Origin of the sequence: Candidatus Pristimantibacillus lignocellulolyticus (assembly GCA_023639215.1) — a bacterium.
In the GTDB taxonomy this organism is placed as follows: domain Bacteria; phylum Bacillota; class Bacilli; order Paenibacillales; family Paenibacillaceae; genus Pristimantibacillus; species Pristimantibacillus lignocellulolyticus.
The window spans coordinates 2,805,627-2,831,707 of the sequence record CP097899.1 but is presented as its reverse complement, the minus strand read 5'-3'; the positions used below and the strand labels follow the sequence as shown (position 1 = coordinate 2,831,707).

At 36.8% G+C, this 26,081-nt stretch carries 28 protein-coding genes; 4 read left to right on the top strand and 24 right to left on the bottom strand.

Annotated features, from left to right (window positions below; translation table 11 throughout):
- The first annotated feature begins 59 nt into the window (after positions 1 to 59).
- Positions 60 to 740 carry a YhcN/YlaJ family sporulation lipoprotein gene (locus NAG76_11830; protein ID URN92589.1) on the top strand — a complete coding sequence of 227 codons (681 nt, stop codon included), beginning with the start codon at positions 60 to 62 and terminating at the stop codon, positions 738 to 740.
- A gap of 76 nt (positions 741 to 816) precedes the next feature.
- Here the strand turns inward: NAG76_11830 and NAG76_11825 are convergent, their stop codons facing one another.
- The 3 genes from NAG76_11825 to NAG76_11815 form a co-directional block, all read right to left on the bottom strand.
- Entirely contained in the window at positions 817 to 1,617 is an 801-nt protein-coding gene (locus NAG76_11825; GenBank protein ID URN92588.1) for a DUF421 domain-containing protein, read from the bottom strand.
- 922 nt (positions 1,618 to 2,539) lie between these two features.
- Positions 2,540 to 2,743 carry a cation transporter gene (locus NAG76_11820; protein URN92587.1) on the bottom strand — a complete coding sequence of 68 codons (204 nt, stop codon included), beginning with the start codon at positions 2,741 to 2,743 and terminating at the stop codon, positions 2,540 to 2,542.
- 15 nt (positions 2,744 to 2,758) lie between these two features.
- A complete protein-coding gene (locus NAG76_11815; GenBank protein URN96819.1) occupies positions 2,759 to 3,094 on the bottom strand; it encodes a metal-sensitive transcriptional regulator in 336 nt (111 codons plus the stop codon).
- Between the two features lie 203 nt (positions 3,095 to 3,297).
- On the opposite strand from NAG76_11815, the gene NAG76_11810 reads away from it, so the two are divergent.
- Together NAG76_11810 and NAG76_11805 are read left to right on the top strand one after the other, a co-directional pair.
- Positions 3,298 to 4,032 (top strand): glycerophosphodiester phosphodiesterase, encoded by a 735-nt coding sequence (locus NAG76_11810; GenBank protein URN96818.1) that lies wholly within the window; start codon positions 3,298 to 3,300, stop codon positions 4,030 to 4,032.
- 4 nt (positions 4,033 to 4,036) lie between these two features.
- Positions 4,037 to 5,302, top strand: coding sequence for an SLC45 family MFS transporter (locus NAG76_11805; protein ID URN92586.1), 1,266 nt, complete (start codon positions 4,037 to 4,039; stop codon positions 5,300 to 5,302).
- A gap of 123 nt (positions 5,303 to 5,425) precedes the next feature.
- Here NAG76_11805 and NAG76_11800 read toward each other — a convergent pair whose 3' ends face one another.
- The 21 genes from NAG76_11800 to NAG76_11700 all read right to left on the bottom strand — a co-directional run bounded on the left by NAG76_11800 (position 5,426) and on the right by NAG76_11700 (position 23,482).
- Positions 5,426 to 6,268 (bottom strand): YitT family protein, encoded by an 843-nt coding sequence (locus NAG76_11800; GenBank protein ID URN92585.1) that lies wholly within the window; start codon positions 6,266 to 6,268, stop codon positions 5,426 to 5,428.
- 144 nt (positions 6,269 to 6,412) lie between these two features.
- Positions 6,413 to 7,399 carry a siderophore ABC transporter substrate-binding protein gene (locus tag NAG76_11795; GenBank protein URN92584.1) on the bottom strand — a complete coding sequence of 329 codons (987 nt, stop codon included), beginning with the start codon at positions 7,397 to 7,399 and terminating at the stop codon, positions 6,413 to 6,415.
- A gap of 25 nt (positions 7,400 to 7,424) precedes the next feature.
- Positions 7,425 to 8,183, bottom strand: coding sequence for an ABC transporter ATP-binding protein (locus NAG76_11790; GenBank protein ID URN92583.1), 759 nt, complete (start codon positions 8,181 to 8,183; stop codon positions 7,425 to 7,427).
- Complete coding sequence (locus tag NAG76_11785) at positions 8,180 to 9,121, bottom strand: iron chelate uptake ABC transporter family permease subunit (GenBank protein URN92582.1); 942 nt, start codon at positions 9,119 to 9,121, stop codon at positions 8,180 to 8,182. Before NAG76_11785 ends, NAG76_11790 begins: the two co-directional genes overlap by 4 nt.
- Complete coding sequence (locus NAG76_11780) at positions 9,111 to 10,064, bottom strand: ABC transporter permease (protein URN92581.1); 954 nt, start codon at positions 10,062 to 10,064, stop codon at positions 9,111 to 9,113. The genes NAG76_11785 and NAG76_11780 overlap by 11 nt, the downstream gene beginning before the upstream one ends.
- A 329-nt stretch (positions 10,065 to 10,393) precedes the next feature.
- Positions 10,394 to 10,681, bottom strand: a complete 288-nt coding sequence (locus NAG76_11775) for a HesB/YadR/YfhF family protein (GenBank protein ID URN92580.1) — start codon at positions 10,679 to 10,681, stop codon at positions 10,394 to 10,396.
- A 240-nt stretch (positions 10,682 to 10,921) separates the two neighbouring features.
- The gene (locus NAG76_11770) at positions 10,922 to 12,523 is read right to left on the bottom strand and encodes a PH domain-containing protein (GenBank protein URN92579.1); all 1,602 of its coding nucleotides are present in this window, start codon (positions 12,521 to 12,523) and stop codon (positions 10,922 to 10,924) included.
- Positions 12,516 to 12,995: a PH domain-containing protein gene (locus tag NAG76_11765; GenBank protein URN92578.1), complete on the bottom strand. Its 480-nt coding sequence runs from the start codon at positions 12,993 to 12,995 to the stop codon at positions 12,516 to 12,518. Before NAG76_11765 ends, NAG76_11770 begins: the two co-directional genes overlap by 8 nt.
- A 24-nt stretch (positions 12,996 to 13,019) precedes the next feature.
- Positions 13,020 to 13,511 (bottom strand): hypothetical protein, encoded by a 492-nt coding sequence (locus NAG76_11760; GenBank protein URN92577.1) that lies wholly within the window; start codon positions 13,509 to 13,511, stop codon positions 13,020 to 13,022.
- 6 nt (positions 13,512 to 13,517) lie between these two features.
- Positions 13,518 to 13,943, bottom strand: a complete 426-nt coding sequence (locus NAG76_11755; GenBank protein ID URN92576.1) for a hypothetical protein — start codon at positions 13,941 to 13,943, stop codon at positions 13,518 to 13,520.
- Positions 13,940 to 14,086, bottom strand: coding sequence for a hypothetical protein (locus tag NAG76_11750; protein ID URN92575.1), 147 nt, complete (start codon positions 14,084 to 14,086; stop codon positions 13,940 to 13,942). The genes NAG76_11755 and NAG76_11750 overlap by 4 nt, the downstream gene beginning before the upstream one ends.
- A gap of 102 nt (positions 14,087 to 14,188) precedes the next feature.
- A complete protein-coding gene (locus tag NAG76_11745; protein ID URN92574.1) occupies positions 14,189 to 14,338 on the bottom strand; it encodes a hypothetical protein in 150 nt (49 codons plus the stop codon).
- A 22-nt stretch (positions 14,339 to 14,360) separates the two neighbouring features.
- Positions 14,361 to 15,254, bottom strand: coding sequence for a hypothetical protein (locus tag NAG76_11740; protein ID URN92573.1), 894 nt, complete (start codon positions 15,252 to 15,254; stop codon positions 14,361 to 14,363).
- Positions 15,255 to 15,314: 60 nt separating this feature from the next.
- The gene (locus NAG76_11735; protein URN92572.1) at positions 15,315 to 16,256 is read right to left on the bottom strand and encodes a hypothetical protein; all 942 of its coding nucleotides are present in this window, start codon (positions 16,254 to 16,256) and stop codon (positions 15,315 to 15,317) included.
- Positions 16,256 to 17,467, bottom strand: a complete 1,212-nt coding sequence (gene tadA, locus NAG76_11730; GenBank protein URN92571.1) for a Flp pilus assembly complex ATPase component TadA — start codon at positions 17,465 to 17,467, stop codon at positions 16,256 to 16,258. Before tadA ends, NAG76_11735 begins: the two co-directional genes overlap by 1 nt.
- 215 nt (positions 17,468 to 17,682) lie before the next feature.
- On the bottom strand, positions 17,683 to 18,567 hold the full coding sequence (locus NAG76_11725) for a hypothetical protein (protein ID URN92570.1): 885 nt from the start codon (positions 18,565 to 18,567) through the stop codon (positions 17,683 to 17,685).
- Entirely contained in the window at positions 18,560 to 19,279 is a 720-nt protein-coding gene (locus NAG76_11720; GenBank protein URN92569.1) for a flagellar biosynthesis protein FlgA, read from the bottom strand. The genes NAG76_11725 and NAG76_11720 overlap by 8 nt, the downstream gene beginning before the upstream one ends.
- A gap of 221 nt (positions 19,280 to 19,500) precedes the next feature.
- Positions 19,501 to 19,851, bottom strand: coding sequence for a type II toxin-antitoxin system PemK/MazF family toxin (locus tag NAG76_11715; protein ID URN92568.1), 351 nt, complete (start codon positions 19,849 to 19,851; stop codon positions 19,501 to 19,503).
- Positions 19,852 to 19,854: 3 nt separating this feature from the next.
- Positions 19,855 to 20,136 carry a CopG family ribbon-helix-helix protein gene (locus NAG76_11710; protein ID URN92567.1) on the bottom strand — a complete coding sequence of 94 codons (282 nt, stop codon included), beginning with the start codon at positions 20,134 to 20,136 and terminating at the stop codon, positions 19,855 to 19,857.
- A 545-nt stretch (positions 20,137 to 20,681) separates the two neighbouring features.
- On the bottom strand, positions 20,682 to 21,857 hold the full coding sequence (gene alr, locus NAG76_11705) for an alanine racemase (GenBank protein ID URN92566.1): 1,176 nt from the start codon (positions 21,855 to 21,857) through the stop codon (positions 20,682 to 20,684).
- 461 nt (positions 21,858 to 22,318) lie between these two features.
- A complete protein-coding gene (locus NAG76_11700) occupies positions 22,319 to 23,482 on the bottom strand; it encodes an outer membrane lipoprotein carrier protein LolA (protein ID URN92565.1) in 1,164 nt (387 codons plus the stop codon).
- A 491-nt stretch (positions 23,483 to 23,973) separates the two neighbouring features.
- Between NAG76_11700 and NAG76_11695 the strand changes: the two genes are divergently transcribed.
- On the top strand, positions 23,974 to 25,935 hold the full coding sequence (locus NAG76_11695; protein ID URN92564.1) for a leucine-rich repeat protein: 1,962 nt from the start codon (positions 23,974 to 23,976) through the stop codon (positions 25,933 to 25,935).
- Positions 25,936 to 26,081 lie beyond the last annotated feature (146 nt).

Sequence of the window (26,081 nt, the reverse complement as noted above, 5' to 3'; positions counted from 1 at the left end):
TAGAAGTTATTTAATGAAACAATAGAAGTATGTCAATTAATCGATTGGAGGAGTTTATGATGGCAAATATGAGGCAATTATTCGCATTGTGTTTCGTTCTAATACTGCTTATCTCAGGATGCAGTAGCGAGATCGAACGTTACAGTAAAAAGCTAGATAAAAGTGATTATGGGAGCGTACAAGCAAAGCAAGAACAAAAAGGAAAAATCATCTCTTTCGGTACAAATCACATTGATGATGACCAGCATATTAATCATACCTTAAAATATAGCAGTAAGCTATCAAGTAGGCTTCATTCCATCGCTGGAGTAGCTAACGCACGAGTGTTCCTTACCGACAAAAATGCTTATGTTGCAGTTGTTCTTGATAATACAGGACGAGGATATGCCAAATCTGATCATTATATTGTACCAGATACATCGGCCGGACCTAATATTGCACCCAATACGATTACAAATAACCCTTTCAAAAAATTCATCTCTGTAAACGATAATACGCAACTAACCGATCCCTTCAAGCAAACAATCGCTGATAAAGTATTAGAGCTTGCTCCTGAAGTAGAAGAGGTGCATATATCCGCTAATGTAAACTTTATGTTCTATATGGATGAATTCGCTCAAGTTGCATGGGCTAATGAGCCAGTAGATAAATACTTGAAGCAATTCAACATTCTCGTACAACATCAATTTGCTAATGGCATGATTATGCCTACTTCGTTGAATGATTATAGGAATAAATAGCCATATAATTCGAGTTTCTTCTATATAATAGTGACATGTTCCATAACTTGATGAAACAAAGTGAAGAAGCAAGGGTTTAACCTTGCTTCTTCGCTTGTTGTTCGAGATATGCGATAGTTTGTAATAGTCCTCGCTTGATATCTTCTAGTTTCTTTTGCTCTGTTAGCTGCTCACTTTGTAGATTCACTTCAATCGCTCGCTTATCTTGTGTAAATAATGAGAGCGTTTGGTCTATCGTGTACTGTGCAATAAATACATCCTCGTATTTCAGATTAACAGTATCTAATTGTTTCTTAAGCCATACCTCTGTTATTCCATTATTTCTCATCGTGTCTAATTCCATTGAACCATCAACGATTAGAGTTATCGGCTCTTTCTCTGGTTCAATCTTCATGCCCAACATATTAGGCGTTATTGGATTAAAGTCTTGTTTCAAAAACACGCTTATATCTCCATTTGCTTCTATTGATGCACTTTCGACATCTGATATCTTATAGACATCTTTGTTCCTTAATCTTTGGAGTAACTCTTCTACCGTATATCGCTCTTTGTGCAGTGCTTCCTTAAGAACAATACCATTTGCTATGAGCATCCGTCGATTACTATCAATGACATTACGCGCCTTTTTGCTTTTTAGAGTCCAATATTCCAATAACATGGTAACTCCGACCCAAATAATTAAAGCAATGATGCCCAGACTCCACAACTTGTCATCTTCCATAGCAATATAAGCAGCAATATTTCCGATACTAATACCTGAGATATAACCGAACAAGGAAATCTCTGAAAGTTGCCGCTTACCTAGCATTTTTGTAAGGATAAACATTACGATTAGAGCTATTAGCGTCCGATATGTAAGCTCAAATACTTCATTCATGGTGATCCCTCCCCACAATAGTATTGCCATTCACTAGAAAGAAATACATGGGAGGAAGTTCAAAAAATGGGCTTTGATAACGATGATTATGCTAACGTAACTTAATCGACATCGAATATGAAGCGAACTTGGGAAGTCCGGTACGCGTGTACCAACCACGTACACTTGCGTTTCCTCCTCCCTCAAGTAGCGCCTCATCTTCTCGATTCTGAAAGCCCACTTTTTGAACCTTCATCTTAAGGGTAGTTCAAAAAATGGGCTATGATAACGATGTTTATGCTAACGTAACTTACTCGACATCGAATATGAAGCGAACTTGGGAAGTCCGGTACGCGTGTACCAACCACGTACACTTGCGTTTCCTCCTCCCTCAAGTAGCGTTTCATCTTCTCGATTCTGAAAGCCCACTTTTTGAACCTTCATCTTAAGGGTAGTTCAAAAAATGGGCTTTGATAACGATGATTATGCTAACGTAATTTACTCGACATCGAATATGAAGCGAACTTGGGAAGTCCGGTACGCGTGTACCAACCACGTACACTTGCGTTTCCTCCTCCCTCAAGTGGCGCCTCATCTTCTCGATTCTGAAAGCCCACTTTTTAACCTTCATTTTAAGGGTAGTTTTAAAAATGGGCTTTGATAACGATGTTTATGCTAACGTAACTTACTCGACATCGAATATGAAGCGCACTTGGGAAGTCCGGTACGCGTGTACCAACCACGTACACTTGCGTTTCCTCCTCCCTCAAGTAGCGCCTCATCTTCTCGATTCTGAAAGCCCACTTTTTGAACCTTCATTTTAAGGGTAGTTCAAAAAGTAGGCATTCATTCAAAGTTGTAGTTCAAAATATCTCATCGTGATCACGATGAGTACGTAAAAGGAGACTATTCGGCATTGAATAGTCTCCTTAGTAATCTTATATTATTGCACGACGTCGTAGCCTTGTTCTTCAATTGCATCAACGATCGCTTTTGTATTGATCTTGGCCTCATCATACTGAACAGTTACTTTCTTACTCGCAAGATCAACTGTTCCGTTAGCGCCTATTTCTTGTAATGCTTTCTCTACTGAATTTACACAGTGTCCACAGCTCATTCCATCAACTTTCAAGACTACTTCACTCATTATAATCTCTCCTCTTTACTTCATTAATTTGGATACTGTTACAAGCAGTTCGTCAATTACTTCATGCTCACCAGCTTCAATTCGATCAACGATGCAGCTTTTCATATGTGCTTCTAATAACAACTTTGCTGTGCTACCAAGTGCAGATTGTGCAGCAGCGATTTGGTTCAGCACATCATCGCAATACGTATCCTTCTCAATCATTGCTTTAATGCCTCGAATTTGACCTTCGATTCGATTCAATCTTGATACAAGCTTGCGCTTATCTTCATTAGAATGATGACTATTTCGAGCTGAAGAATGACAACTATCTGACTTTACATCACAATGATTGTCATTATTCTCACCTATTTTTGAAATCTCATTCGTTAGTTCTTTGTCCAATCTAAGATACCTCCCTAGGGTACATTATTAACTTAACTATAACAGTTTAACTTATGGCTGTAAAGAAGTGCTACACTAGTTGTTCACTCCTCATTTTAACAAAAAAATCACTTTGAAAGCGCTATTGTATATGGTACGATTCACCTAACAACTATATTATTGAGGAGACTATACATATGACAATAAATTACGCACACCGTGGAGCAAGTGGATATTGCCCAGAAAATACAATGGCTTCTTTCGTTAAAGCGATTGAACTTGGTGCCACTGGAATTGAAACAGATGTTCAGATGACATCAGATGGTCAGCTTGTGCTCATTCATGATGAAAATTTATTGCGAACAACAGGTGTCAATAAGTATGTTAAAGATGTAACACTAGCAGAAATCAAGCAACTAGACGCTGGTTCATGGTTCAATGAAAGTTTCTCTGCAGAAAAGATCCCTACGTTAGATGAATTGATGCAACTTGCAAAGCAATCTAATATTAAATTAAACATTGAGATCAAAAGTGGTATTTTCATCTATCATGGAATTGAGCAGAAAGTCATTGATAAAATCTACGAATATGAATTACAGCATGATGTTATTATCTCCAACTTCAATCATTACTCATTAGCACTTTGCAAACAAATCGATCCAGCAATTGCTACAGGTATTCTTTATATGGAAGGGTTATATCAACCTTGGGATTATGCTGCAACCTTACAAGCGGATGCATTACATGCTCCTCGCTTTGCAGTAATGCCAGCATGGGTAGAAGAAGCAAAGCAACAAGGTAAAATCTACAATGTGTGGACCGTGAACAATGAACAAGAAATGAAGGGTTTTATTGCTGCTGGTGTAGCAGGTATCATTACCGATTATCCAGATCGCCTACATCAAATCTTGCACGGAAAGGAATAAGTCTATGAAGAAAACTTGGCTACTTGGCTTTGGATTTTTCAGCATTAGTTTAACCTGGGGGCTATATAATGCATTTATCCCACTTTTTTTAGACAACTATGTCGTAAAAAGTGCCATGCTAGTCGGATTTTTAATGACGATTGATAATTATTTCGGATTATTTCTACAGCCTATTATTGGTCGAAAAAGCGATAAGACGGATACAAAAATCGGAAAAAGAATGCCATTTCTTCTTATAGGAATGCCACTCGCCGCTATATTCTGTGCTTTAATACCAATGAGTACTAGCTTTTCATTATTAATTTTATTCATGGTTCTTATGAATTTATCGATGAGTCTCTACCGTTCTCCAACAGTATCTCTCATGCCAGATATTACTGAATCTAGTAAGCGTACGCAAGCAAATGGGATTATTAATCTAATGGGTGGTATTGGATCTATATTTGCATTCACTGTAGGTTCAAAGTTATATGATCAACATATTGCATTGCCGTTCTTAACTTCTTCTATTCTAACATTAGTGAGTTTAGTTATTCTGATGGTATTCATTCGTGAACGCCGTGATGCACTTGAATATATCCCTCATACTCCGCAAAAGCAAGAAACAGTAACCCATGAGCGCGTATGGGGAAGAGCTCATATATTACTTCGTCAAGCAAAAAAAGAAATGTCTACTTACAAACAAGAATGGACATTGCCGACCATCTTCTTACTTGGCGCTATATATTTCTGGTTTTTCTCTTATCAAGGTATTGAGGCGTTATTCACCTTATACGGAAGAAAAGAACTTAATCTAACGGATACGGAAGCATCTTTCTCGCTTGCCTTCTTCTCCTTGTCATTTGTCGTTGCAGCTATTCCAGCTGGATACTTAGGGCATAAATACGGTAAAAAAGGTACCATTATGTTTGGAGTAGTCGGACTGATCATCGTTTTCTCATCTATTTCTTTTGTTGATTCTCTACTTGCATTAAGAATTTTATTATTGATTGGCGGTATATTCTGGGCGATGATTAACATTAACTCTTACCCATTCGTAATTGCATTAGGTAAAGAGAGTAGCATTGGTACTCGAACTGGTATCTATTATATTGCTTCATCTTTAGCAGCACTGTCTTCCCCGCCATTGATGGGTCTTATTGTAGATTTACTTGGTTACTCCTATCTATTCTACGCGGCATCATGCGGCATGATTATTGCTCTATTCTTCCTATTCGGCGTGAAGGATCAAGGACATACAAAACGAACAACTTTTAATGCTTCTATGTGACCCTAGTATTATTAATACTTAACTAATGTAGTAATAAGATTAACATCACATATTCAACTGTCTTAATAAAATAAAGGATGATATCGCGTGTTCAATCTGCGATATCATCCTTTTAAGTTTGCATTAATGTGCTGTTTCTTTGAAGCTACCACCTACAACATCTGCTACAGATTCTACTGCCATAAATGCTTGCGAATCTGCTGCTTGGACAATTGATTTTAACTTAGAAAGTTCAATACGTGAAACGACACAGTAAATAACTTTCGTATCTTGTCCTGAATAACCACCGGAAGCATGTAGTAAAGTTGTTGTACGACCTAAGCGGTCTACGATTAGTTGAGATATTTCTTCATATTTATTAGAAATGATCATTACAGACTTCGATTCATTCAAACCTTCTACAACAATATCAATAACCTTAATTGCTATATAATATGTCACCATGGAGTACATGGCTGAACTCCATTCGAATACAAAGCCTGCTATTACAAAGATAACTACGTTAAACACCATAATAATGTTACCAACAGAGATTTTTAGCTTTTTGGATATTAGAATCGAGATAACTTCAACCCCATCCAAACAACCACCATAGCGGATAACAAGTCCAACCCCCATACCAAGTACCATACCACCGAATAATACAGCTAATAACTTATCATCTGGAAAAGGAGTAGAATGGTGTAACATTGCCGTTGTTAGTGACATTATTGCTATACCATACAACGTTGAAAATGCAAAACCTTTACCTAATTGCTTATATCCTATAATTAGAAATGGAATATTAAGAACGAATAGTAAAATACTTAGTGGTAGTGAAGTAAGATGAGATACCATAATAGAAATACCAGCGATTCCGCCGTCTATGATATTATAGGGAACTAGAAATTTTTCAAGTGCGACCCCCATCAATATTGCACCAATTGTAATAAAAATAAATCGTTTGAAAAACTCTCCTTTGGACATGTTACGTTCTCTCCTTGTCTATCTCCGAGTAAGCTTGTCATGCTTAAGTTTGTACTATTTATCATACTATTACTTTTTCTCAATTGCAAAAAAAACATATCTCGAAGCAACTAAATCGCTTCAAGATATGTTCGAATTGCTCTATTATTTTACAGCTGCATCAATATCTTTAACCATTTTCTCTACAGAGATTAATCCACCACCAGATAGGTACCAGTATTGAGGATCAAGGTAAGTAATATGACCTTCTTTGAATGCATCAGTGTTTTTTACAAGATCATTTTCAACTGTATCTTTTGCATTACCTTCGCCGCCAACTGCCGCAGTACGGTCAATAACGAATAGGTAACCAGGGTTTTTCTCTGCAATATATTCAAAACCAATTTCGTTACCATGTGTAGAAACTTCAAGCTTTTCGTCTACTGCTGGAACGCCTAGAACATCATGAATTAGACCAAAACGAGAACCGGGACCATATGCACTAATTTTACCTTCATTAGCAAGAATAATTAGACCTTTCTTATCTGTAGCAGACACATCAGCTTTAACACCTTCAATAACTTCGTTAATTGCAGCTAATTCAGTAGCAGCTTGCTCTTCTTTACCGAAAATTGTAGCAAGTGTATTAACGTTTTTAGTGAAAGAGTTTAAGTAATCAGCGTTATCAACGCCCATATAGATTGTCGGAGCAATTTTACTCAATTCTTCATAAGCATCAGATTGACGACCAGAAATAATAATTAGATCTGGCTCGGCACCATCGATTGCTTCGAAGTCTGGCTCTTTCAAACCACCAGCGTTAATATAATCAGCGCTAGCATATTTTTCAAGGTATGCTGGCAGTGAATCTTGAGGAACGGCTACAATAGATTCAACACCTAGACGATCCAATGTATCAAGTACACCAAAATCGAATACAACGACTTTTCCTGGGTTGATTGGTGCATCTGTTTCACCTAGTAGATGAGTTACTTTAAGACTAGTTGCTGAAGGTTCTGACGAATTCTCAGGTGTATTTGTAGTTCCACCCGTTGCTCCGTTATTTGTTGCATTGTTCGTGTTATTGCCACATGCTGCCATTACAATAGCCATTACTACTACTAGCATCATCATTGATAAATTCTTTTTCATATCTTTTCTCCACCCTTTATCTCTATTATTTGAAATACACACCAATACGATTACCATCAATAACTTCTATTGGAATATTCATATCATATATACTTTCCAATACAGGTTCATCGATAATTTGTTCAGTTGGACCTTCTTGTACAATTTTTCCATCCTTGAGTGCAACAATATAATCAGAATAACAAGAAGCAAAATTAATATCATGAATAACAATAACAATTGTCTTTCCGAGTTCCTCAACAAGTCTTCTTAAGACCTTCATAATTTGAACGGAATGTTTCATATCCAAATTATTAAGTGGCTCGTCAAGCAATATTACTTCTGTATTTTGGGCAATAATCATAGCAATATAAGCTCTTTGTTTCTGTCCACCACTTAATTGATCGAGAAATCGATCTTTCAAGTCGGTAAGGTCCATATACTCAATCGCTTCATCTATGAAAATCCAATCTTCCTTCGTTAATTTCCCTTGTGAATAAGGAAACCGTCCGAAGCTTACAAGATCACGAACAGTTAAGCGCATGCTAATATGGTTGGACTGCTTTAGAATAGAGATTTTGCGCGCTAATTCCCCCGTATTCCAAACACTCACATCCTTACCATCAATTTTAACTGTACCGCTATCTTTAGTGAGAAGCCTACTTATTATAGATAGTAATGTGCTTTTACCTGCACCATTAGGACCGATGAACGAAGTTATCTGTCGCTGCGGGATATTCAAAGAAACATTATCTACGACAGGCTTGCCACCATACATTTTGGTAACATTACTTACTTCAATCATGCTTTACTCTCCTTTAGTAACAAGTATATAAAGTACAAACCACCTAAAAAATTAATTAGTACACTTACGGTAGTACTGAAAGTGAACACTCGTTCAACAAGCAGCTGGCCACCAACAAGTGCAATGATGCTTATAAAAATCGACGCTGGTATTAATACCGCATGTCGATGGCTTCCCATGAAATGATAAGCAAGATTTACAACGAGTAAGCCTAGAAACGTTATTGGACCTACAAGTGCTGTACTTACTGAGATTAAAATAGCTATGATGAGCAGCATTCCTTGTATTGTTCTCGCATAAGGAACACCTAAATTCACTGCATGTTCTTTCCCTAATGACATAACATCTAAATACTTGTTATATCTAATCGAGTACAGGGCAACTAGCACAATAATTACAGTTGCTACGATAAGTAGATCGGAATTCACATTATTAAAGCTTGCAAACATTTTCCCTTGAAGAATTTGAAATTCATTTGGATCAATGAGCACTTGCAAGAACGTTGAAATACTACCAAACATCGTTCCCATTACAAGTCCGACTAACAATAAGAAGAATAAGTTTTTACCTTCTCTTTTGAATAGTAAGCGATATAGTACTACAGCAAACAACATCATGAACACTGTCGATAAACCAAAGTTCATATATTTATTTACTGCAGGGAAACTCATAGAACCAAATAGGAAAACGATAAACGTTTGAAATAATAAATACAATGAATCTAGACCTATAACACTTGGCGTCAAAATTCTATTATTCGTCATCGTTTGGAAGATTAATGTTGCGTAAGCAATTGCTCCACCTGTAATAATAATAGCGAATACCTTTTTCAATCTACGTGGTAATGCGTAGTCCCAATTATGTGGAAGGTCAATAAACATAAAACCAATAATAATGGCTACCATCACACCAAATAATATCATTAACTTAGCTTTCATAAACTCTTCTCCTCATTAGCAAGTAAAGGAACAAGCCACTACCGATAACTCCAACCGTTAAAGCAATTGGAATTTCATATGGGTAGATTATAATCCTTCCAATAATATCACAAGCTAACAAGAATATTGCACCCATTAAAGCGGTATGAACTAGTGATTTTTTCAAATTATCTCCCATATACAAGGACACTATGTTAGGTACAACTAAACCTAGAAACGGAATAGCTCCAACACTAAGAATAACTACTACAGATACAAGAGCTACAATTATCAAACCGATATTTACAACTCTCTTGTGATTAAGTCCTAGATTCGCAGAGAACTCTTCACCCATACCTGCAATTGTAAATTTGTTGGCATAGAGATAAGCGACAATAAGTAATGGAACACTAATATAAATTAATTCGTATCTCCCTGACATTACACTTGAGAAACTTCCTTGTAACCAGGATGAGATGTTTTGAATTAGATCGTTTTTGTAAGCAAAAAATGTTGTAACAGAATTTATGATATTACCGAACATTAAGCCAACAAGTGGGATGAAAATTGCATCCTTAAACTTAATCTTTTCTAATAACTTCATAAATAGAAACGTACCTGCTAGAGCGAATACAAAGGCAATTAGCATTTTCTCCATCGTAGTTGCAGAAGAAAACATTAACATCGCTACCATAATACCTAATTTAGCTGAGTCATCTGTACCCGCAGTTGTAGGGGATACAAATTTATTGCGGCTCAACTGTTGCATAATTAGCCCTGCCACACTCATGCTTACACCAGCTATAATAAGACTAACTAACCGAGGGATACGCGTAATCGTCATAACTTCCAGTTGCTTCTCGGATAAGGAAAATAGTTCGAATAAAGAGATATCAGTTACACCAACAAACAGTGATATGACTGATAAAGTCACTAGAATAACTACCAAATGCCATACTTTCATGTCTTCCCTCTAATCTTTTCTCTTAGATAGAGAATCATTCTCAGTTGTTGGAAATAATAAAACTCGTTATAAGTAGCAACGAGTTCAACGATCTTTTTATTCATTGATAATCATTCTCATATATTAACTTATCATTAGACCTTGCTGTCGTCAACATATAATATAGAATCTAGCCTAACATTTTACATGATGTGACTAACTTATGAATAACTAAACTCATTCTTAATTAGTATAATTACATTCGCTTGCAAAGAAAAGCTCTCTCCAACTGATTACACAGTTTGAGAGAGCTTTATTTCTATTTATATAGAGCATATACTAAGCTAAAATTATTGTACACTCATCTTAATTTCTTCAGTTGGTGCATCAAAAGATACAGTCAAATCCTTCTCTTCCAAATACCATAAATTATCTTGCTCGATGTAGAAATTTACACCTTCCACTTCTTCCATTAAACCAATCTCACGTGGTTGATCCTTCATTACACCCAATGATAGTCCAGGATGAACGCTACCACAGCCGCCCAATCTAACATAGATACGAACATGATCTCCTTGCTGTAATTCCATCTGTGATTTGTACCAACTTGCTGCTGGTTGTTCAACGATTAATTTCATACCTCTGCACGTCCCTTCATGACAGTCATTAATTTTTATTAATTGACTAACTATTTATATTATAACGGTTATTGCGTAACAATTGCACTAACTCATATACATATTCATCAATTCTTTGTATCACAATTTTTGGAGTAAGCGAATCGAAACCTAATAATATCCCAATACCGTTCGTATACCGTCTATCTACATAGTTAAAGACGCACTTCATAGTTCATGAAGTGCGTCTTTAACTATGTTTTACTTACTTCGACTATACCAATCCCATACCGATTCAACATCTTCACGGCGCAAGCTACGAACGGAATAAGCGAATATACTGCCGAGTACGGTCGTACTAATGGATCTTAATCCAAATTTCCTTTGTCGTGGTGAATCCTTTACCTTAAGCGTTACTATATGTTTTCTAGCTATGAAATAGGTCCTTCGATTAATAAATCTATTACGTAGTACCAATTCATTGCCTTCAAGCCATAACCCAGCAGAAACTCTACAACTATTAACCCACAACATCATAACTGGATACAACAATAACATCCACAAACCATTGAATTGCCATAACCAAATACTGATACTACATATGACAGTTACGAGTAACATTGGTAACAAAGCATATATCATCAGTCCTTGAATAGGAACACCCTTCATCTTCTCTTGGATTATGATATTGCGACTAGGAATTAACCTCTCAACGATATCAGACATATCCTTCTTACGAAGAAAAGGATGAATAACAAGCTGTTCCTTATTTGCATCAGATGTAATAACTTGAACTTTTAACTCTGTAAAGCCCAATAATTGACGAATAGGATTTTCATCCATAATAATCGCTTGAACTTTAGCTTCATTGAAAACATAACTTTTCTTCTCTAGTAGACCATACTTAATCGATAACTGCTCTTTACTGCGCGAGATATGATAGTCTCCAAATTTTATCACATACAAAACCATAGACAACAGCCACACGAATAGCATAATTACTGCGACAAGAACGATAATAATACTAAAAGACACACCATTATAATCATCCAAGTACTGATTGTAATTAAACTCTGGCACTACGAATCTAATAAAATCATCGGCAAAGGAGAAAATACCTACGATGAAAATGATCGCGTAATTCAGATTCAGAGAGGTGAGTGCAGCTTTGAATAATTGACCGACAGATAACTTCATATCGTAGTCCAATTGCTCTTCCATCATATATTGTTGATTAGAAGAAGGAACTTCGACTGTTTCATTTACCTGTTGGTGATGCGTAGCATTTTCCGGTTCATTTCCATCAAGCAATGAATTATTCGTTTGAGCGGTATTCAATACTTCTTTCTCAGTGTTACTACTACTGTATACGTTGGTAGGCATAGTAGTTATTACGCCACCTTCGCGAATGATTGTGGCATAATGTTTCAACTGCTGTTGTAGCTCGATAGCATGTGCAATCGGTAGTACCCTTAACTCACCTTCTGCTTTACCAGCCTTGCCACCAGGGGTCTCAATCTGCAATTTTGCAACACTGAACACCCGATGAAGGAGTGGTTGCTGTACATTTACAGAATGAATTCTGTTATAATAGATAACTTTTTCTTCCTTATTGAATACTCCTTGTATGATAACAATACGGTCCAGTTCTAAGCTGAAACTGAACTTCTTCCATGTTATCCATCCAAACAATAATGTAAGAACTATAATAATGAAAGTACCTAGTAGCCCCCATAACGTAAATATCCACTTCGTCTCACCAATATTAATAGAAAGAACAAAAATCATTGGAATGAATACTTTAAGCGTCTGCAGAAATCCAAAAAGAATATCTAGGCGTGATAGTTTACGTGGATTAGTCATGTAGCTCATCCACCTTCGCTAATTCCCCAATCTGAACCTTCAATGTCTCTGCATCCGACTGATGTAAGCCGCTAATCTCATGTTGCTTTGCCGCCGTTACTACCTTTAAGCTAGCAAGCTTATATTTCCGCATAATCGGACCACTTCCAACTTCAACATGTTGTACGCGATTCATCGGTATGAGTACATTAGAGCGAAACCATATGCCAGATTGGATTTCAAGTTCTTCATTAAAGACTTCGAATGATAAGCTTCGGTATTCATAAGCTGGAACGATATACGTAAATATTACGAATGATAGTATCCACACTGCCCCTGCAATATAAATCGGTATCATAGTCCAATCGTTCATAATAATAACGATCAAAGCAGCAATGATTAGTAATAGAAATATTCCGTGAGTAATGTAGCTTGTGAGCTTAGATGCTTTAATGTAGTCTTTATGTAATTTCTGAGTAAGTTCACGATTCATCTATCGATTGCCTCCTGTAAATTATTATTGGAATACAAGTTGAGAGTTCCCAATTATATTCCATTCTACAGGATTATTACTCGAAAATATACGTGGATATTTCATTCTAATGACAATGACAACTGCAGGTCGATCAAACGTCGTACTGTAGCCGTACTCACTAAGACTATATTCAAAGGGATACGTCAGAGAGGCATCTAAAACTTCAAAATGCAGTATCTCTACCCTCTCTCTTAGATAGGACTGCGAGGTAGGATTACCACTTTGATCTAATTGTAAATTAGCGTACAAGTACTCCGTAGCCATTTGATAGGCCATCTCGGGATCAATTGCGAATATACCTTCACTCAATTGCTGTTCCTCAAGCTGCAATGCTCCTGCATGGGCGCCGCGATTAACAGCCTGCTTACCTTTGTAATATGCCTTCATTGATAGTTCATGATCTAATTGCTCTGTATACATCATGAGCCAGATCACTAACATCAATGGAATAATTAGCATTTTATAGATGAGCACTCACCTCTATTCGACATACTCACTCATCCGAACACCATATACTCTCATTAATTGACCTTCGGGCACTGGTTCAATGCCAATTAACGCATCAATAGCTGTTAGTCGCTCATATGGATAGGCTAAAGAAAGAGCTATCCCATTACCTCGACCTACTCGGTAACTATCATTGACAACTAGTTGACCTTCCGTACTTGACACTGTGTATTGTAACCTTCCAGTTGAAAGGCCGAATTTTGCTAGTCTGATCTTCGATTGATCGATCATATTAGCGCTAATATACCCATATTGACCACTAGCACCAATCTCTAATAAATAATCTACCTCCTGCTGTAAAATCGCTTGTCTTGTAATAAGTACATGTTTGTAAATAGGTGCGAACATCATCCAGCAAATAATGGTTGAGAACATAATGAACGCTAATATTTGCTTCATGCGTCAATCCCTTTCACATAATTGGTCAGATGCGAGTTAGACATATCAATCTGATCCTTCACTCCATCCTGAGCTTGAATAACCGATAAATAAATGATTACCATTGTTAGGAGCAAGGCGCAAGTAACTATAAGTTCTTTCATGCACATCCCTCTTTTTCTTATTGAATAAGGGGTAACGTTCGGAGATAGGTAGAGGCAATTCCGGAGTAGCCTGTCGTTTCATTGAATGATGTCCTAACACTTTTAAGGTGTTACAGTACTAATCTTCAAATTAGCAGCATCACCTTGTGATTGAATTTGAGCTTTCGTTCCTGTTCCATCTTTCGAGATAATATTATTGAACAGAAGAACGACAACAATCAACATCATTACCGTCATTAATATATTTTTCATCTCATCACCTCCTTTCTCAGATTTAATTCATGAGCGATAATAGTTTATTAACCTCTTGAACCCATGGATAGATAAATACTTGAAATGTATAGAGAATGGGAATACCAGCAATGACGAATAGAACGTAGGATGCTGTTTCTTTTCTTCCTTCCTTCGCTAATTCAATCGTGTCTTTATAATCTAGGAGTCTCGTCCTTAGCAATATGTAAAAATCCTCATTATCATGCTGTCTAAGTGCATCAATTGTATCTACAAAACTAATTCCCTCTTCGGTACCTATTGCTTGTTTGAACCTTTGTAGTGCTATAGTTGGGTCATGATACCAATCAGCAAGCAATATTTCCATGTCTTTGCGCAGTAACCGACTATAAGGTATGCATTTACGCAGCTTCGTATGAATATGTAGCTTAGAATCTGCAAAATAGAGAAGTTGCCCGCTAATAGCGTAAATTTCCTTTGTGATGTAGTTCGCTCGTAATTGACGGTAGACTCGAAGCCAGTATTGATCCAAATGCAAGGCAGTAATTACACCTAAAAGAATCGACAAGATGATTACTAGATTCATGCTCCATCGAAGCGAAAGTAATTGTATAAATAGCATTAATAGAATCGTACTTGTATAACCTCCCCATAGTAATACTTGTCTCAGTAGCATATAAGCTAGAATCGAATCATTGAAGCCACATCCAGCCCACAATATGGCATGATTACTTTGAAGTACGTTTTGAGCCTCTATCCCAAACAATCTAAGCAACTTTGGAGAGGGTTCTCTTTTACGCCATCCCCATAGCTTACGCTGGATCGAATGACTTCGAGATGATGAAGGAATGCTATGTAAAATTGCCCCAATCCCGATAGTTCCAAATACAATTTGAGCGCCAAATAAGATCCAGTTGTACCACTGAAATTCAACCATCATACACCTCTCGCGATTCAAATTAAGATATTTTTGAAAGTTCAAATTATGGATTGTAGATTAGGTCATTTTCTTGCGCGATAAATAGATCCCCATAAGGAAAGATAAAAAAATCATCGTAATCATATGCAGTATCATTTCACGACCTGACTGGTCATAGAAGTAGTAATGTAACGATTGCTCACGATTGTACTTGAAATTAATAACAACAAATAAGAGTAGAAATATTAAAGGAGTAAAATTAGCAATTCTTATCTCTAATAGTTGATGTCTTTCCTGCTCATTCGCACGCCTTGCAGCTCTCATATCATGAATTAATTGTTTTAAGCTGCTCGAAATCGTAACCCCCTCATGCAAAGCTACTTTTACCATTTGCACAAAATAGTCAGCCCATATATGTCCGAGCGAATTTGCGAATATATCTAAGCTTTCATCATCATTATCGCGCACACATAAATTACGATATAGTTGCTCAAATATCCCTTTCATTGGCCCTGCTATTCTATTCTCTTCGATAACCTTTGCTAAAGCGATTTTAATCTGACGTTCGCCAGTTATAAGATAGCATTGATAGAACAGTTCAACTGCAGGTAGGAAATCAATCTGCGCTTCTAATTGTCGATGGATAAGTAGCATTTTGAGACAAATATAAGGTATCCCTGCTACCATAGCTGAACAAAGAATAGCCCCCTTCATTGATCCGAACATGTAATATCCTAGCACTCCACCTACAAGCGCAATACTTAATAACCAATGAAATAAACGTTCTCCACTAGCAGAAAATCGTAATGTTTGTAGCAGATGATTTAGATGAGTTATTACCTTCAACACAAACCTTTGTATCCATGACTTCCGACGTAATGTTTGAGTTGTCACTATTGTTGTTAGACGACTTTTACGTCGTTGCCTTGTGAACACTGTAATGATTAAATTCTCAATGATATACATAAGTACAAGAAACAATACACCAACAATGAATAAGGTCATTACCTGAAAAATCATTAGGAAACTCCTTCCTCAATATGAGGTAACTCCTGGCGTATATAATGCCAATGTATTGTCCATTGATCCGTTTCCGGATGATAAGTAACCCAATCGGTAACGCGAACTTCATCATTATCCCACTGTAATCTTCCGATTCTTGTAATAATACGCCGACCATTTACAAGCTGAAGCTGAATACCAATCTCGGTCACAAATTGTGTTATTCGTTTTGCTAGACGATTAGCATCCATGCCCCTGCCATCAAGCATACACATGTCTACGATAGCTTCTGGGACATCTTCAAGCTGATTGGCATGTACTGTCGTCATACTTCCATGATGTCCTCGTGTACAAGCTCTCACATAAATGTTTGCATCATCATCACGGATCTCAGCATGAATAATACGCTGAGGTGATTGGCGAAGAGCGAGTTTAAATGCTTGGTTAGAGCTATGCAAATAATCATCCTCATTAATTTCATACTCTATAATATTGCGATTAGGATAATCTCTACTAATCATCATCTCATATCGTCCTTCAATGGTTACCAATCTTTCTTCTGCTGGTAGCTCAGCTATACAAGCTTTCAATAGGTTTGTTTTCCCTGTATTTGTTGGGCCAATAAGAACGAGATTATACCGATTTTGAAGGATCAAATGGAAGACAGTAAGCATACTGGGAGACATCATTCTATAAGGGGCATTTGCTAATTGTGAGAGAGGAATATTACGAAGTGTATAAAAACGAATCGTCAACGTTGGAAGTGCAGTATATCCAAGTCCTGTTATGGTTACACGAGAACCATCTCGAAGCATAACTTCCGCCCAACGTTTACGCATATTAATTTGATCGTTATTGAATAACACCAAATTTTGTTGAATACGTTCTACCTCTTTCAATTGTTCGAAACGATAAGGAGAGAGACTTACTTCGCCGCGTATTATCGTATATATATTTGTTCCAACTACTTGAATTTCCTCAAGTCCATCCGTATCTCGAATGATAACTTCCAGCACATGCATGCCGACTACTTCAGAAAATATCGCTTCCGCAAGCGAGGCGTAGGGATGTTCATATTGTTCTATCTCATTAATATGTAGCTTCAATAATCGGTCAGCAATAATATTTAATATATACTGTCTTGCATCTGGGAAACCCAAAACCGCTTGATTGAGTGACTCGCTGTATTCCTTTCGTTCTTCCTCATTCAAACCTCTCGGTGTACTCAAAAAACTCCGCATCTCATTGCATAGGTTCTGAAATTGAAGGAAAGATCCGTTATCAGCTTGAATATCATCATTTTTCACTTTGTGTCGGGACATAAATTCAATTGCCGAAAATCGTTTAATCTCTTTGTCCGTCATATTGAACAGTTCAACTCCTAAAACTTTTTATTATCCTCAGAATATAGCTTCTTGCTTATAAAAAGTTACATCGTAAGCATTTAGTTATCGTGATCTCCGACGGCTTTCGTTAATGATTGCTTCACCTTACGTTGCCATATTGCATGCATATTTTTCCATATTCGTGGCTTTTTAATCGTGTATTGCTCAGGAAGTAAATTAATCGACAATCCAATTAACCAGTTACGCCCTTCAGATGTTTCAGTTAGCCAATAGTCTAGTTCACCCTCATCTAAGCTAGCAAATAAGGAAGTAGGAAACTGTACATCACCAATGACCTTCAATTGCAACTCCTTCTCAATTTCTTGTACCGTAAATCCTGAGTAATGTTTACTTTGTCTGATGATAAGAGCATGTACATTCTTATCATTTAACCCTAGCGAATGAGACATCGTACCGTACCAACTTTTTGCATCTTCTTGGAAATGAGATAGCGCATTGGTTGTAACTACCACAATTTCATCTGCTTGTTGCATACTACATAAACTTCCTGCATTGTCCCAATAAGCATTGCAATCGATAATGACATAATCATAGTGATTTCTAGCGATAGTAATTAACTGCTCTATATCTTCATCGCTGAAATACTCTGCCATTTCTCGATATCGATTGCCAAGCAATACATGTAATTGAGGATGTGATGGTGATATGGTCATCGCGTTCATGAACATCGTTGATGTAAGTGAACCTGAACGTAAATGTGGAAGTAGTTCGTCGACAGTTGCCTGCGCAGCGGGGATTTTGAAGTATCGGTGTAACTTCGAAGATTTGAAATTCATACAAAGAAATGCTACTTTACACTCTGTAACTTCAACAATACGATATGCTGTAGCGATCGCACAGATTGTTGTACCAATGTTGGGAGTCGTTCCTATGAACGTTAATAACTGCTTGTGGGGATGATAATTAGTACTACCACTATTCATCATTAACCTGTCCTTTCACTAACTTCGGTAAAGAATGATAAGCAATAACGAGCTTAACCTCACCTGTTCTACAAAGATTATCAATATACAACCATTGTTCTTCAGTAAGATTGACATTGATATACTCGATCATGCCATTAGCAATACGCCGAGAGGCATACATTTGCTCTGCGTTACTGCGTACAATTGCATTTTTACCGTCCTCTTCTGGAGCATCAACTTCAAGATTCGATCCAGTTTTCACTGATGCCACGATAATATCTTGTTGGAATATTTTTGTTGGTGCAGATTGTTCACCAGAACTGTAGATCCAGACTGCATCTCCAGCACGAATACCATTAGATATAGATTTAATATAATCTCTAGGAATCTGAAAGGTCGCTTCTTGTTCATTCGGATGAAGTGCGTAGCGATTAAGTTTCCATTGTAATATTGGTTCATTACTGCCTAATGGAACTACTGATTCTTGCCCAATGACATCGGCTATGTCGAAAACCATTTCAGCTGTAGCTAATGAATTCGGCATGGGCAACAACTTCAATTGATCCATCGTAATCATTTGTCCCGCTTCAATCCATTGACTTGGTACAACCACTTGAACTTGTTCCTCTGCTTGAATGCGCTCTGATTGCATCAGATATAGTCCATATACTAAGACTGCCGAGAGTATAGCTGATAGTAAAGTAATTAACATCTTTCTACTTCTTAACATATTACTCTTCCCTCCTTCATTCGCATGACACTTTAACATCTTGCGACTTTAGTCTAATTGGGACATCACGCCTTTCTTATTGACCTGTTAGATCAAAATGAACCTGCAAATAGCAAAAAAGAACGCATGCCACTATCGGTATCGATAGTTCGGTATGCGTTCTTCACATATTTTATCAGGTTTTATTTTAATTATAGCTAATTTTCCTAAATATGTCTATTTTAAAAATCAATTAATCCTACACTTATCAAAAGTGCATCATCAACCTTGCGCATCGTTTCATCATCCAAATGTGTAATTTTATCTGTTAGACGTTGTTTATCAATCGTACGAATTTGTTCAAGAAGAACAACTGAATCACGATCGAACCCATGTTTTTCTGCATCCATCTCAACATGAGTAGGCAATTTTGCTTTTTGAATCTGTGCAGTAATAGCCGCTACAATAACTGTAGGGCTGAAGCGATTACCAATATCATTTTGTATGACTAGAACAGGCCTAACTCCACCCTGCTCTGAGCCTACAACTGGTGATAAATCAGCAAAAAACACATCTCCGCGTTTTACGATCAATCCCTACACCCCGCTAACAAGACGACCTAAAGTATGGTCTGCTTCTTCCTCCGCTTGAAAAGCTTCTGAGGCAATATTTAAGTTAATTCTTGCCATTTCCATATAGCCACGCTGCATTTTTTCACGTATTTGTCTTTTCTTGCGCTCGATCAAATACAGCTTCATTGCTTGGCGAATGAACTCACTGCGATTTGATTTTTCAGTTGCGACAATTCCATCAACTTCTTCTAGCAATTGATCGGGCAGACTGATCATTATTCGCTTCGTATTATGAATATTGGCCACAGAATTCGCACCTCCAAAACTTTTCCAACACTTTACTACACATTATGACATAAATATAACTTTTCTATACTTGATCATATATATGTAATGAATATATCAAGTATGCTATATCCAACGATATATGGATGTGATCGCGATAATACTCAACATGTTATGTTTGCATGAAAAAACACATGTAAAAACTTCCACTTTACATATATTTTTGATTTATTTTCCCATTGTACTATCATATTACACCACAATGGCACTTAGAAGCTATAAATAATTACTGATAAAATTATCCAAATTTAATAATACTGCAAAAAGTTGCTTACAATGATCTATCATCTATGCAGCATAAGGAAAAAATTCACTTTTTTCATACATGCTCCATGCTAGTAGCGGAGAGAACTAATCACTAGTGGAAAAGCGATAGCGGTCGTTTTTGTCCTCGGATTTATACCACTATTACCTTTTCAATAAATCCGAGGACAACGGCGATTGGAACAGTGATTTGTTCTTGGAGCGGTCCCCAGATTGGAACAGAATTTGTTCTTGGAGCGATTTTACATTCCGTTAGAGACTGCAATTATTTGATTATTCTCAATATAACGACGAGGTACACGACTAGCGATCATACAAGTTAATTCATAATTAATCGTGCCTAATAAACCAGCAATCTGTTCAGTAGTGATCGTGTGCTCACCTTGCTGACCAATCAGTACCACTTCTTCATCCAGTAATGAATCCATCGAATAATTTTTTAGCTTATCTAATGATACCATGCATTGATCCATGCATATGGTACCTAACACAGGAATTCGCTCACCTTGCAGTAAAACTTCTATTTTACCAGACAACATACGACTATAACCATCCGCATAACCGATTGGTAATGTTCCGATCCATTCTGGTTCATTCGTTACATATCTTGCACCATAACTAATCCCCCAATCTGAAGGGGTTTCTTTGACATGGACAACTTTAGTCTTCAAGCTTAGTACAGGCTTTAATTCTATATTATCTTTATTCACTTCTTCTGATGGATACATGCCGTACATCGCAATTCCTAGACGAACCATATCACCTGACCACTGTGGAGTGTCCATTCCACCCGCACTATTCGCGGCATGAATGATCGGAATATCCCAGCCTTCTTGTCTAATATGGCATTCAATAGCATGGAATCGATCATATTGAAGAGATGTATAGGTTTTGTCTGCTTCATCAGCCTTGGAATAATGAGTGAAAACACCTTCAACATAAAGCTCAGGAATAGCCATTGCCTTCTCGATAAAAGCAATAGCTTCCGCGTGCCCTAATATCCCTAGTCTTCCCATACCGGTATCTATTTTCACGTGGACCTTAAGACGCTTGTTAGCAGTCTCCTCCATAGATGCGGCAGCCTGTAATTGATCTTCACGATACAAGGCAATCGTAACATCGTATTCTCTAGCAATATGCAAATGTTCTGGTGCTACAAAACCAAGAACAAGAATCGGTAATTGAATACCTTCTTTACGGAGTTGCAATGCTTCATCAAGAAATGCTACCCCTAAATAATCTACACCATAGCGTTCTACTGCTCTTGAAATTTCTACTAAGCCGTGACCATATGCATTCGCTTTAACCGATGCTAATAATCGTGTACCTTCTTTTAACCCAGATTTTACTGCTTCTATATTATGATGCAATGCATCTAATGAAATATCTGCCCAAGTTGGTCGATAAAATGTACTCAATTGCTCCACCTGCTCCTCTAAACAGTAGATCAAAAAGCAGACTTTGATAACGAAGTGATACGGGAAGCTTAATCGGCATCTAAGATACCATTCATCAGTTGTAAACAGATGCTTTCGAAGTATGTTTCTTTCAGAAACATTGTAAGTGCTCACGTACCAAACGTACGTTGTACTCTTCACTTCCTTAGCTTCATAGTATCTTCTCGATTCTGAAAGCCCACTTTTAGAACTTTACTTTAATTCTTGCTCAAAATTTCCGTTACTTTATATCTAATAGTTGTTATGTTACCCCTAGTTATGTGGTGTGTCAATGTTAATCTCAACCTATTATTCTTCATATAATTATAGCAAAAAGCTAGCTCATTGAATCGAAGGATTACCTCGACCATTGAGCTAGCTTTATTACATCAATATCATACTTCATAACATTGCTTACTTGTTACCAAGTGATGATATCTAACTTATTTGGATACTTCAGCAAGAACAGATTGAGCAATTTTAATCATTTCAACTTCTGGTAGATCTGCACTACTTAGACGGAATTGATTACCATAATATGTCCAAGTTAATGTATGAACATCATCGCCAGATGTAAGTTGAGCAATAGTGAAACCTAGATCAACAAAATCTCCTGGCACCAATGTTGTTGCAAGTTCTTTCGCTTCCGTTTGAATCAACGTGTAATTGTAAGCACCTTGATAGCGCGTCATAACACCTTGATCTCCAGCGTATTCAATATCTGTCATATCCTTAAAAGTAACTCCTGATGGCACATGTAAAGCTTCCATAGCTGTGAATACTAGTGGAGTTGTTGGAGCGATACTCGTTGCGTCGTCTTCTTCGATCTGTTCAGTTTCTTGACCTTCTTCACCAGCTGTAGGTTGTTCAACTGAAGTACCAGCATCTGGATCAGTGCTAGTGTCACTGTCCACGTTGCCTTCCTCAGCACCTACGCCCTCATCACCAGGAGCAAGTGTATCTACATTATCAGAACTCGTCTGCATATTGGATTCTGTCTCAAAGAAACTTTCAGCAAAAGATGGATTGAATTCGAATGTATCGAATTTAACGTCTACAAGTACAGTTGCGTTAGTGTCGCTAACTTCTACTTGCATCGGTTTATAGTCGTCTTGGCTTAGCCAAATTTTCTGTCTAGCAAGCGATGTACTATTGTATTTTGCCATAACATCAAATACATAAGCATCATCTGTCGTTGTAAATTGACGAGAGCCATCAAGTAAAATGCTTTGAATTAATGTTTGGTACAAGTATACTTGACCTTGTTTTTGCGGCCAATCGCTTTGGAAACGGAACACTTTATTTTGCTTTGGAGTTAGTACAAACACACCTTCATCATTGCGAAGAACAATTTGAGAAATGTCCTTCTCTGCATTTGTCAGCTTAATGCGATAAGCCTCTGGCTTCGAATACGAAACTTCCACCTGATACACTTGAGGCTGCTGACCGTTATGTAAGGTCATCGTGCCTGTGCCACTGTAACCTTCCATACTATTCAAGAATTTGTCCAAATCCTTTACCACGGATTCGGCGTCTTTCGTCCCGCAAGCAGATAACACTAGTGCCATACTTAGTATAATTGCCGCGATCCATGTCATGCGACGCATGAAATCATCCCCTCACACCTTGGTTTTTTAACTGGCTTATACATACTATGAGGGGACTTGGACATTTATGCGGACAACGTTGACGAGCTGGAAAATAATTTTAATGAGGAAATTATTTGAATTGTAATAGAGAGAGTTCAATGTAGCCTCGGTATAGCCCGATACAAATCCCATACGTGAATTCACCGAGTTTCCTTCATCAGATTCAAATGTACTAAATATTGATTTAAGCGGTATGTAGCATTATATAAATTAAAGGGAGGTATTCTAAAAACAGTTGTAAATGCAAGACTTTTTCAGATTATTAACTTAAAGATTTCTTTAAACTCGGATCATTTAGGATATGTTATATTAAAACTGATTGAAACAAGACACAACCATCGCAAATAAAACTACACTTTGAAAGCAACTCTGAATAAAGACGTTACAGTGTAGTGAAAGTAGTTACAGATTATAGACGGACTATATCAACAAGTAAAAGGAGAATGATTATGAAAAAAATAGTAGGAGTAATATTAGTAATAGCAATGTTAGTTTTACCAATCAGTTTTAATAAGGTGTATGCTGATATGTCAAGTGAATTTACCTATACAGTGTCTAATTCAACAGCGATAATAACTGGATATACGGGTAGTTCAAGCGATATTATTATCCCTGATGAAATAGATGGGTATCCCGTAACTGGCATAGGAAATGAAGCGTTTATTTCTAAAAGATTAACAAGTGTAATAATTCCCGAAGGTGTACTGTCAATTGGTAGTAGCGCATTTCATAGTAACTTTTTAACAAGTGTAATAATTCCTGAAAGTGTCACTTCTATTTCAGACCGTGTTTTTGCTTGGAATAATATAGTTGATCTTGTTATTCCTAATAGTGTGACAAGTATAGGAGATTATGCATTCTCCTCAAATAACTTAAGTAATGTTACACTTTCAAACAATATTACGTTTATTGGTACTGGTGCTTTTTTTATGAATAATTTAACAACTATAATTTTACCTAGTAGCTTGACGAGTCTAAGCCCTTCGGTATTTATGAGTAATAAATTAACAAATGTAGTCATTCCTGATAGTGTTACAAGTATTGGAAATGGTGCCTTTCATAGTAATGAATTAATAAGTGTGACCATTCCTGATAATGTAACTACTATTGAAGAAAATGCTTTTTCAATTAATAACCTAGTGGATGTGACTATTCCAAATAGTGTGACCACGATTGAAAGAGATGCTTTTTCTAATAATAAACTAGTTAATGTAACGATTCCAAATAGCGTAACATCTCTCGCAAACAGTGTTTTTAGTAACAATGAATTAACTAGTATTACTCTTCCAAATAGCTTAACTCAGATAGGGTACAATACGTTTTCTTACAATAAACTAAGCAATGTAACTATCCCTGCTAGCGTCACAAGTATTGGTTTAAACGCTTTTACTTATAACAGTCTTAATACGATTACGTTTGAAGGTAGCTTAACATCATTGGATGCGTCAGTTATTGCTTCTCAAACAAAACAAGAATATACATTTGAAAATTGGTATAGCGATGAATTGTTGCAAGCAGCTTGGGATTTTACTAGTGCAATAGATGCGAATACAACATTATATGCACAATATACTCCCAATACATATACGATTTCCTTTAATAGTAATGGTGGTAGTCAGGTGATTGATCTAACTGATATAAACTATAATACGACGATTACAGAACCAGTCGCCCCAACAAAATCAGGTTATGTATTCGGAGGCTGGTATGTAGATCAAGAACTTACAACAACTTGGAATTTCAATACTGACATAGTAACAGAAGATAAAACATTATTTGCTAAGTGGTCTCTTTATAATCCACCATTTGTGCCGCCATATGTGCCACCAGTTGTGGAACAAGAAGTAGAAGATACAGAAGATATTAAATCAGAAAATGAACCTGAAGCACCCGTAGAAAAATATTTTACTGATATAGATGGACATTGGGCTGAAAATATTATAAATAGATTAGCACAAAAAGGGATATTACATGGTTATGAAAATGGTCGATACGGTCCGAATGACTTTATCCAAAGACATCATCTTGCATTGTTGATTAATCGTTTAATAAAATTTGATGCAATAAGGGAAGCTGTAAGCTTTGAAGATGTGCCGGCTAATCATCCGAGCTATAGTGCAATATTAAACCTACAGCAAGGTGGAGTTATAGATGGTTATAAAAATTCATTTCATCCATCAGGACAGTTAACACTAGGTGAGCTTGCGAAAATATTAGTAAATGCTTTTAATATAGAGCAGGCTAATATTACAGGAGAAAATCCACATTGGAGTTATCTCTATACTCAGACTCTATCAGAATTAGAGATTATAAAAGAAGAGGATATAGAAAATGGTGTAAATAAACCAGTAACAAGAGCTTTGTTGGCTGATATTTTATATCGCTTGTTACAGTATAAGCAGTTAATATAACAGAATCAATCTTACATAAGGTTAATTGACAAGAACTCTAATGTAGATACGATTTACAGTTTACTACTACTAAAAAATCTTTCTTTTATTTGACTAACAATCAAATAAGAGAGAGATTTTTTATATTATTTACGATGATGTAATGT

What these genes read in the sequence shown, in the direction of transcription:
- NAG76_11805 (URN92586.1), top strand. Translation starts at nt 4,037, where the DNA reads ATGAAGAAAACTTGGCTACTTGGCTTTGGATTTTTCAGCATTAGTTTA.
- NAG76_11800 (URN92585.1), bottom strand. Translation starts at nt 6,268, where the DNA reads ATGTCCAAAGGAGAGTTTTTCAAACGATTTATTTTTATTACAATTGGT.
- NAG76_11725 (URN92570.1), bottom strand. Translation starts at nt 18,567, where the DNA reads ATGAATAGTGGTAGTACTAATTATCATCCCCACAAGCAGTTATTAACG.
- NAG76_11750 (URN92575.1), bottom strand. Translation starts at nt 14,086, where the DNA reads ATGAAAGAACTTATAGTTACTTGCGCCTTGCTCCTAACAATGGTAATC.
- NAG76_11735 (URN92572.1), bottom strand. Translation starts at nt 16,256, where the DNA reads ATGATTTTTCAGGTAATGACCTTATTCATTGTTGGTGTATTGTTTCTT.
- NAG76_11775 (URN92580.1), bottom strand. Translation starts at nt 10,681, where the DNA reads ATGAAATTAATCGTTGAACAACCAGCAGCAAGTTGGTACAAATCACAG.
- NAG76_11700 (URN92565.1), bottom strand. Translation starts at nt 23,482, where the DNA reads ATGCGTCGCATGACATGGATCGCGGCAATTATACTAAGTATGGCACTA.
- NAG76_11695 (URN92564.1), top strand. Translation starts at nt 23,974, where the DNA reads ATGAAAAAAATAGTAGGAGTAATATTAGTAATAGCAATGTTAGTTTTA.
- NAG76_11825 (URN92588.1), bottom strand. Translation starts at nt 1,617, where the DNA reads ATGAATGAAGTATTTGAGCTTACATATCGGACGCTAATAGCTCTAATC.
- NAG76_11790 (URN92583.1), bottom strand. Translation starts at nt 8,183, where the DNA reads ATGATTGAAGTAAGTAATGTTACCAAAATGTATGGTGGCAAGCCTGTC.
- NAG76_11820 (URN92587.1), bottom strand. Translation starts at nt 2,743, where the DNA reads ATGAGTGAAGTAGTCTTGAAAGTTGATGGAATGAGCTGTGGACACTGT.
- NAG76_11795 (URN92584.1), bottom strand. Translation starts at nt 7,399, where the DNA reads ATGAAAAAGAATTTATCAATGATGATGCTAGTAGTAGTAATGGCTATT.
- NAG76_11720 (URN92569.1), bottom strand. Translation starts at nt 19,279, where the DNA reads ATGTTAAGAAGTAGAAAGATGTTAATTACTTTACTATCAGCTATACTC.
- NAG76_11765 (URN92578.1), bottom strand. Translation starts at nt 12,995, where the DNA reads ATGAATCGTGAACTTACTCAGAAATTACATAAAGACTACATTAAAGCA.
- NAG76_11745 (URN92574.1), bottom strand. Translation starts at nt 14,338, where the DNA reads ATGAAAAATATATTAATGACGGTAATGATGTTGATTGTTGTCGTTCTT.
- NAG76_11780 (URN92581.1), bottom strand. Translation starts at nt 10,064, where the DNA reads ATGAAAGTATGGCATTTGGTAGTTATTCTAGTGACTTTATCAGTCATA.
- NAG76_11755 (URN92576.1), bottom strand. Translation starts at nt 13,943, where the DNA reads ATGAAGCAAATATTAGCGTTCATTATGTTCTCAACCATTATTTGCTGG.
- NAG76_11740 (URN92573.1), bottom strand. Translation starts at nt 15,254, where the DNA reads ATGGTTGAATTTCAGTGGTACAACTGGATCTTATTTGGCGCTCAAATT.
- NAG76_11830 (URN92589.1), top strand. Translation starts at nt 60, where the DNA reads ATGGCAAATATGAGGCAATTATTCGCATTGTGTTTCGTTCTAATACTG.
- NAG76_11770 (URN92579.1), bottom strand. Translation starts at nt 12,523, where the DNA reads ATGACTAATCCACGTAAACTATCACGCCTAGATATTCTTTTTGGATTT.
- NAG76_11785 (URN92582.1), bottom strand. Translation starts at nt 9,121, where the DNA reads ATGAAAGCTAAGTTAATGATATTATTTGGTGTGATGGTAGCCATTATT.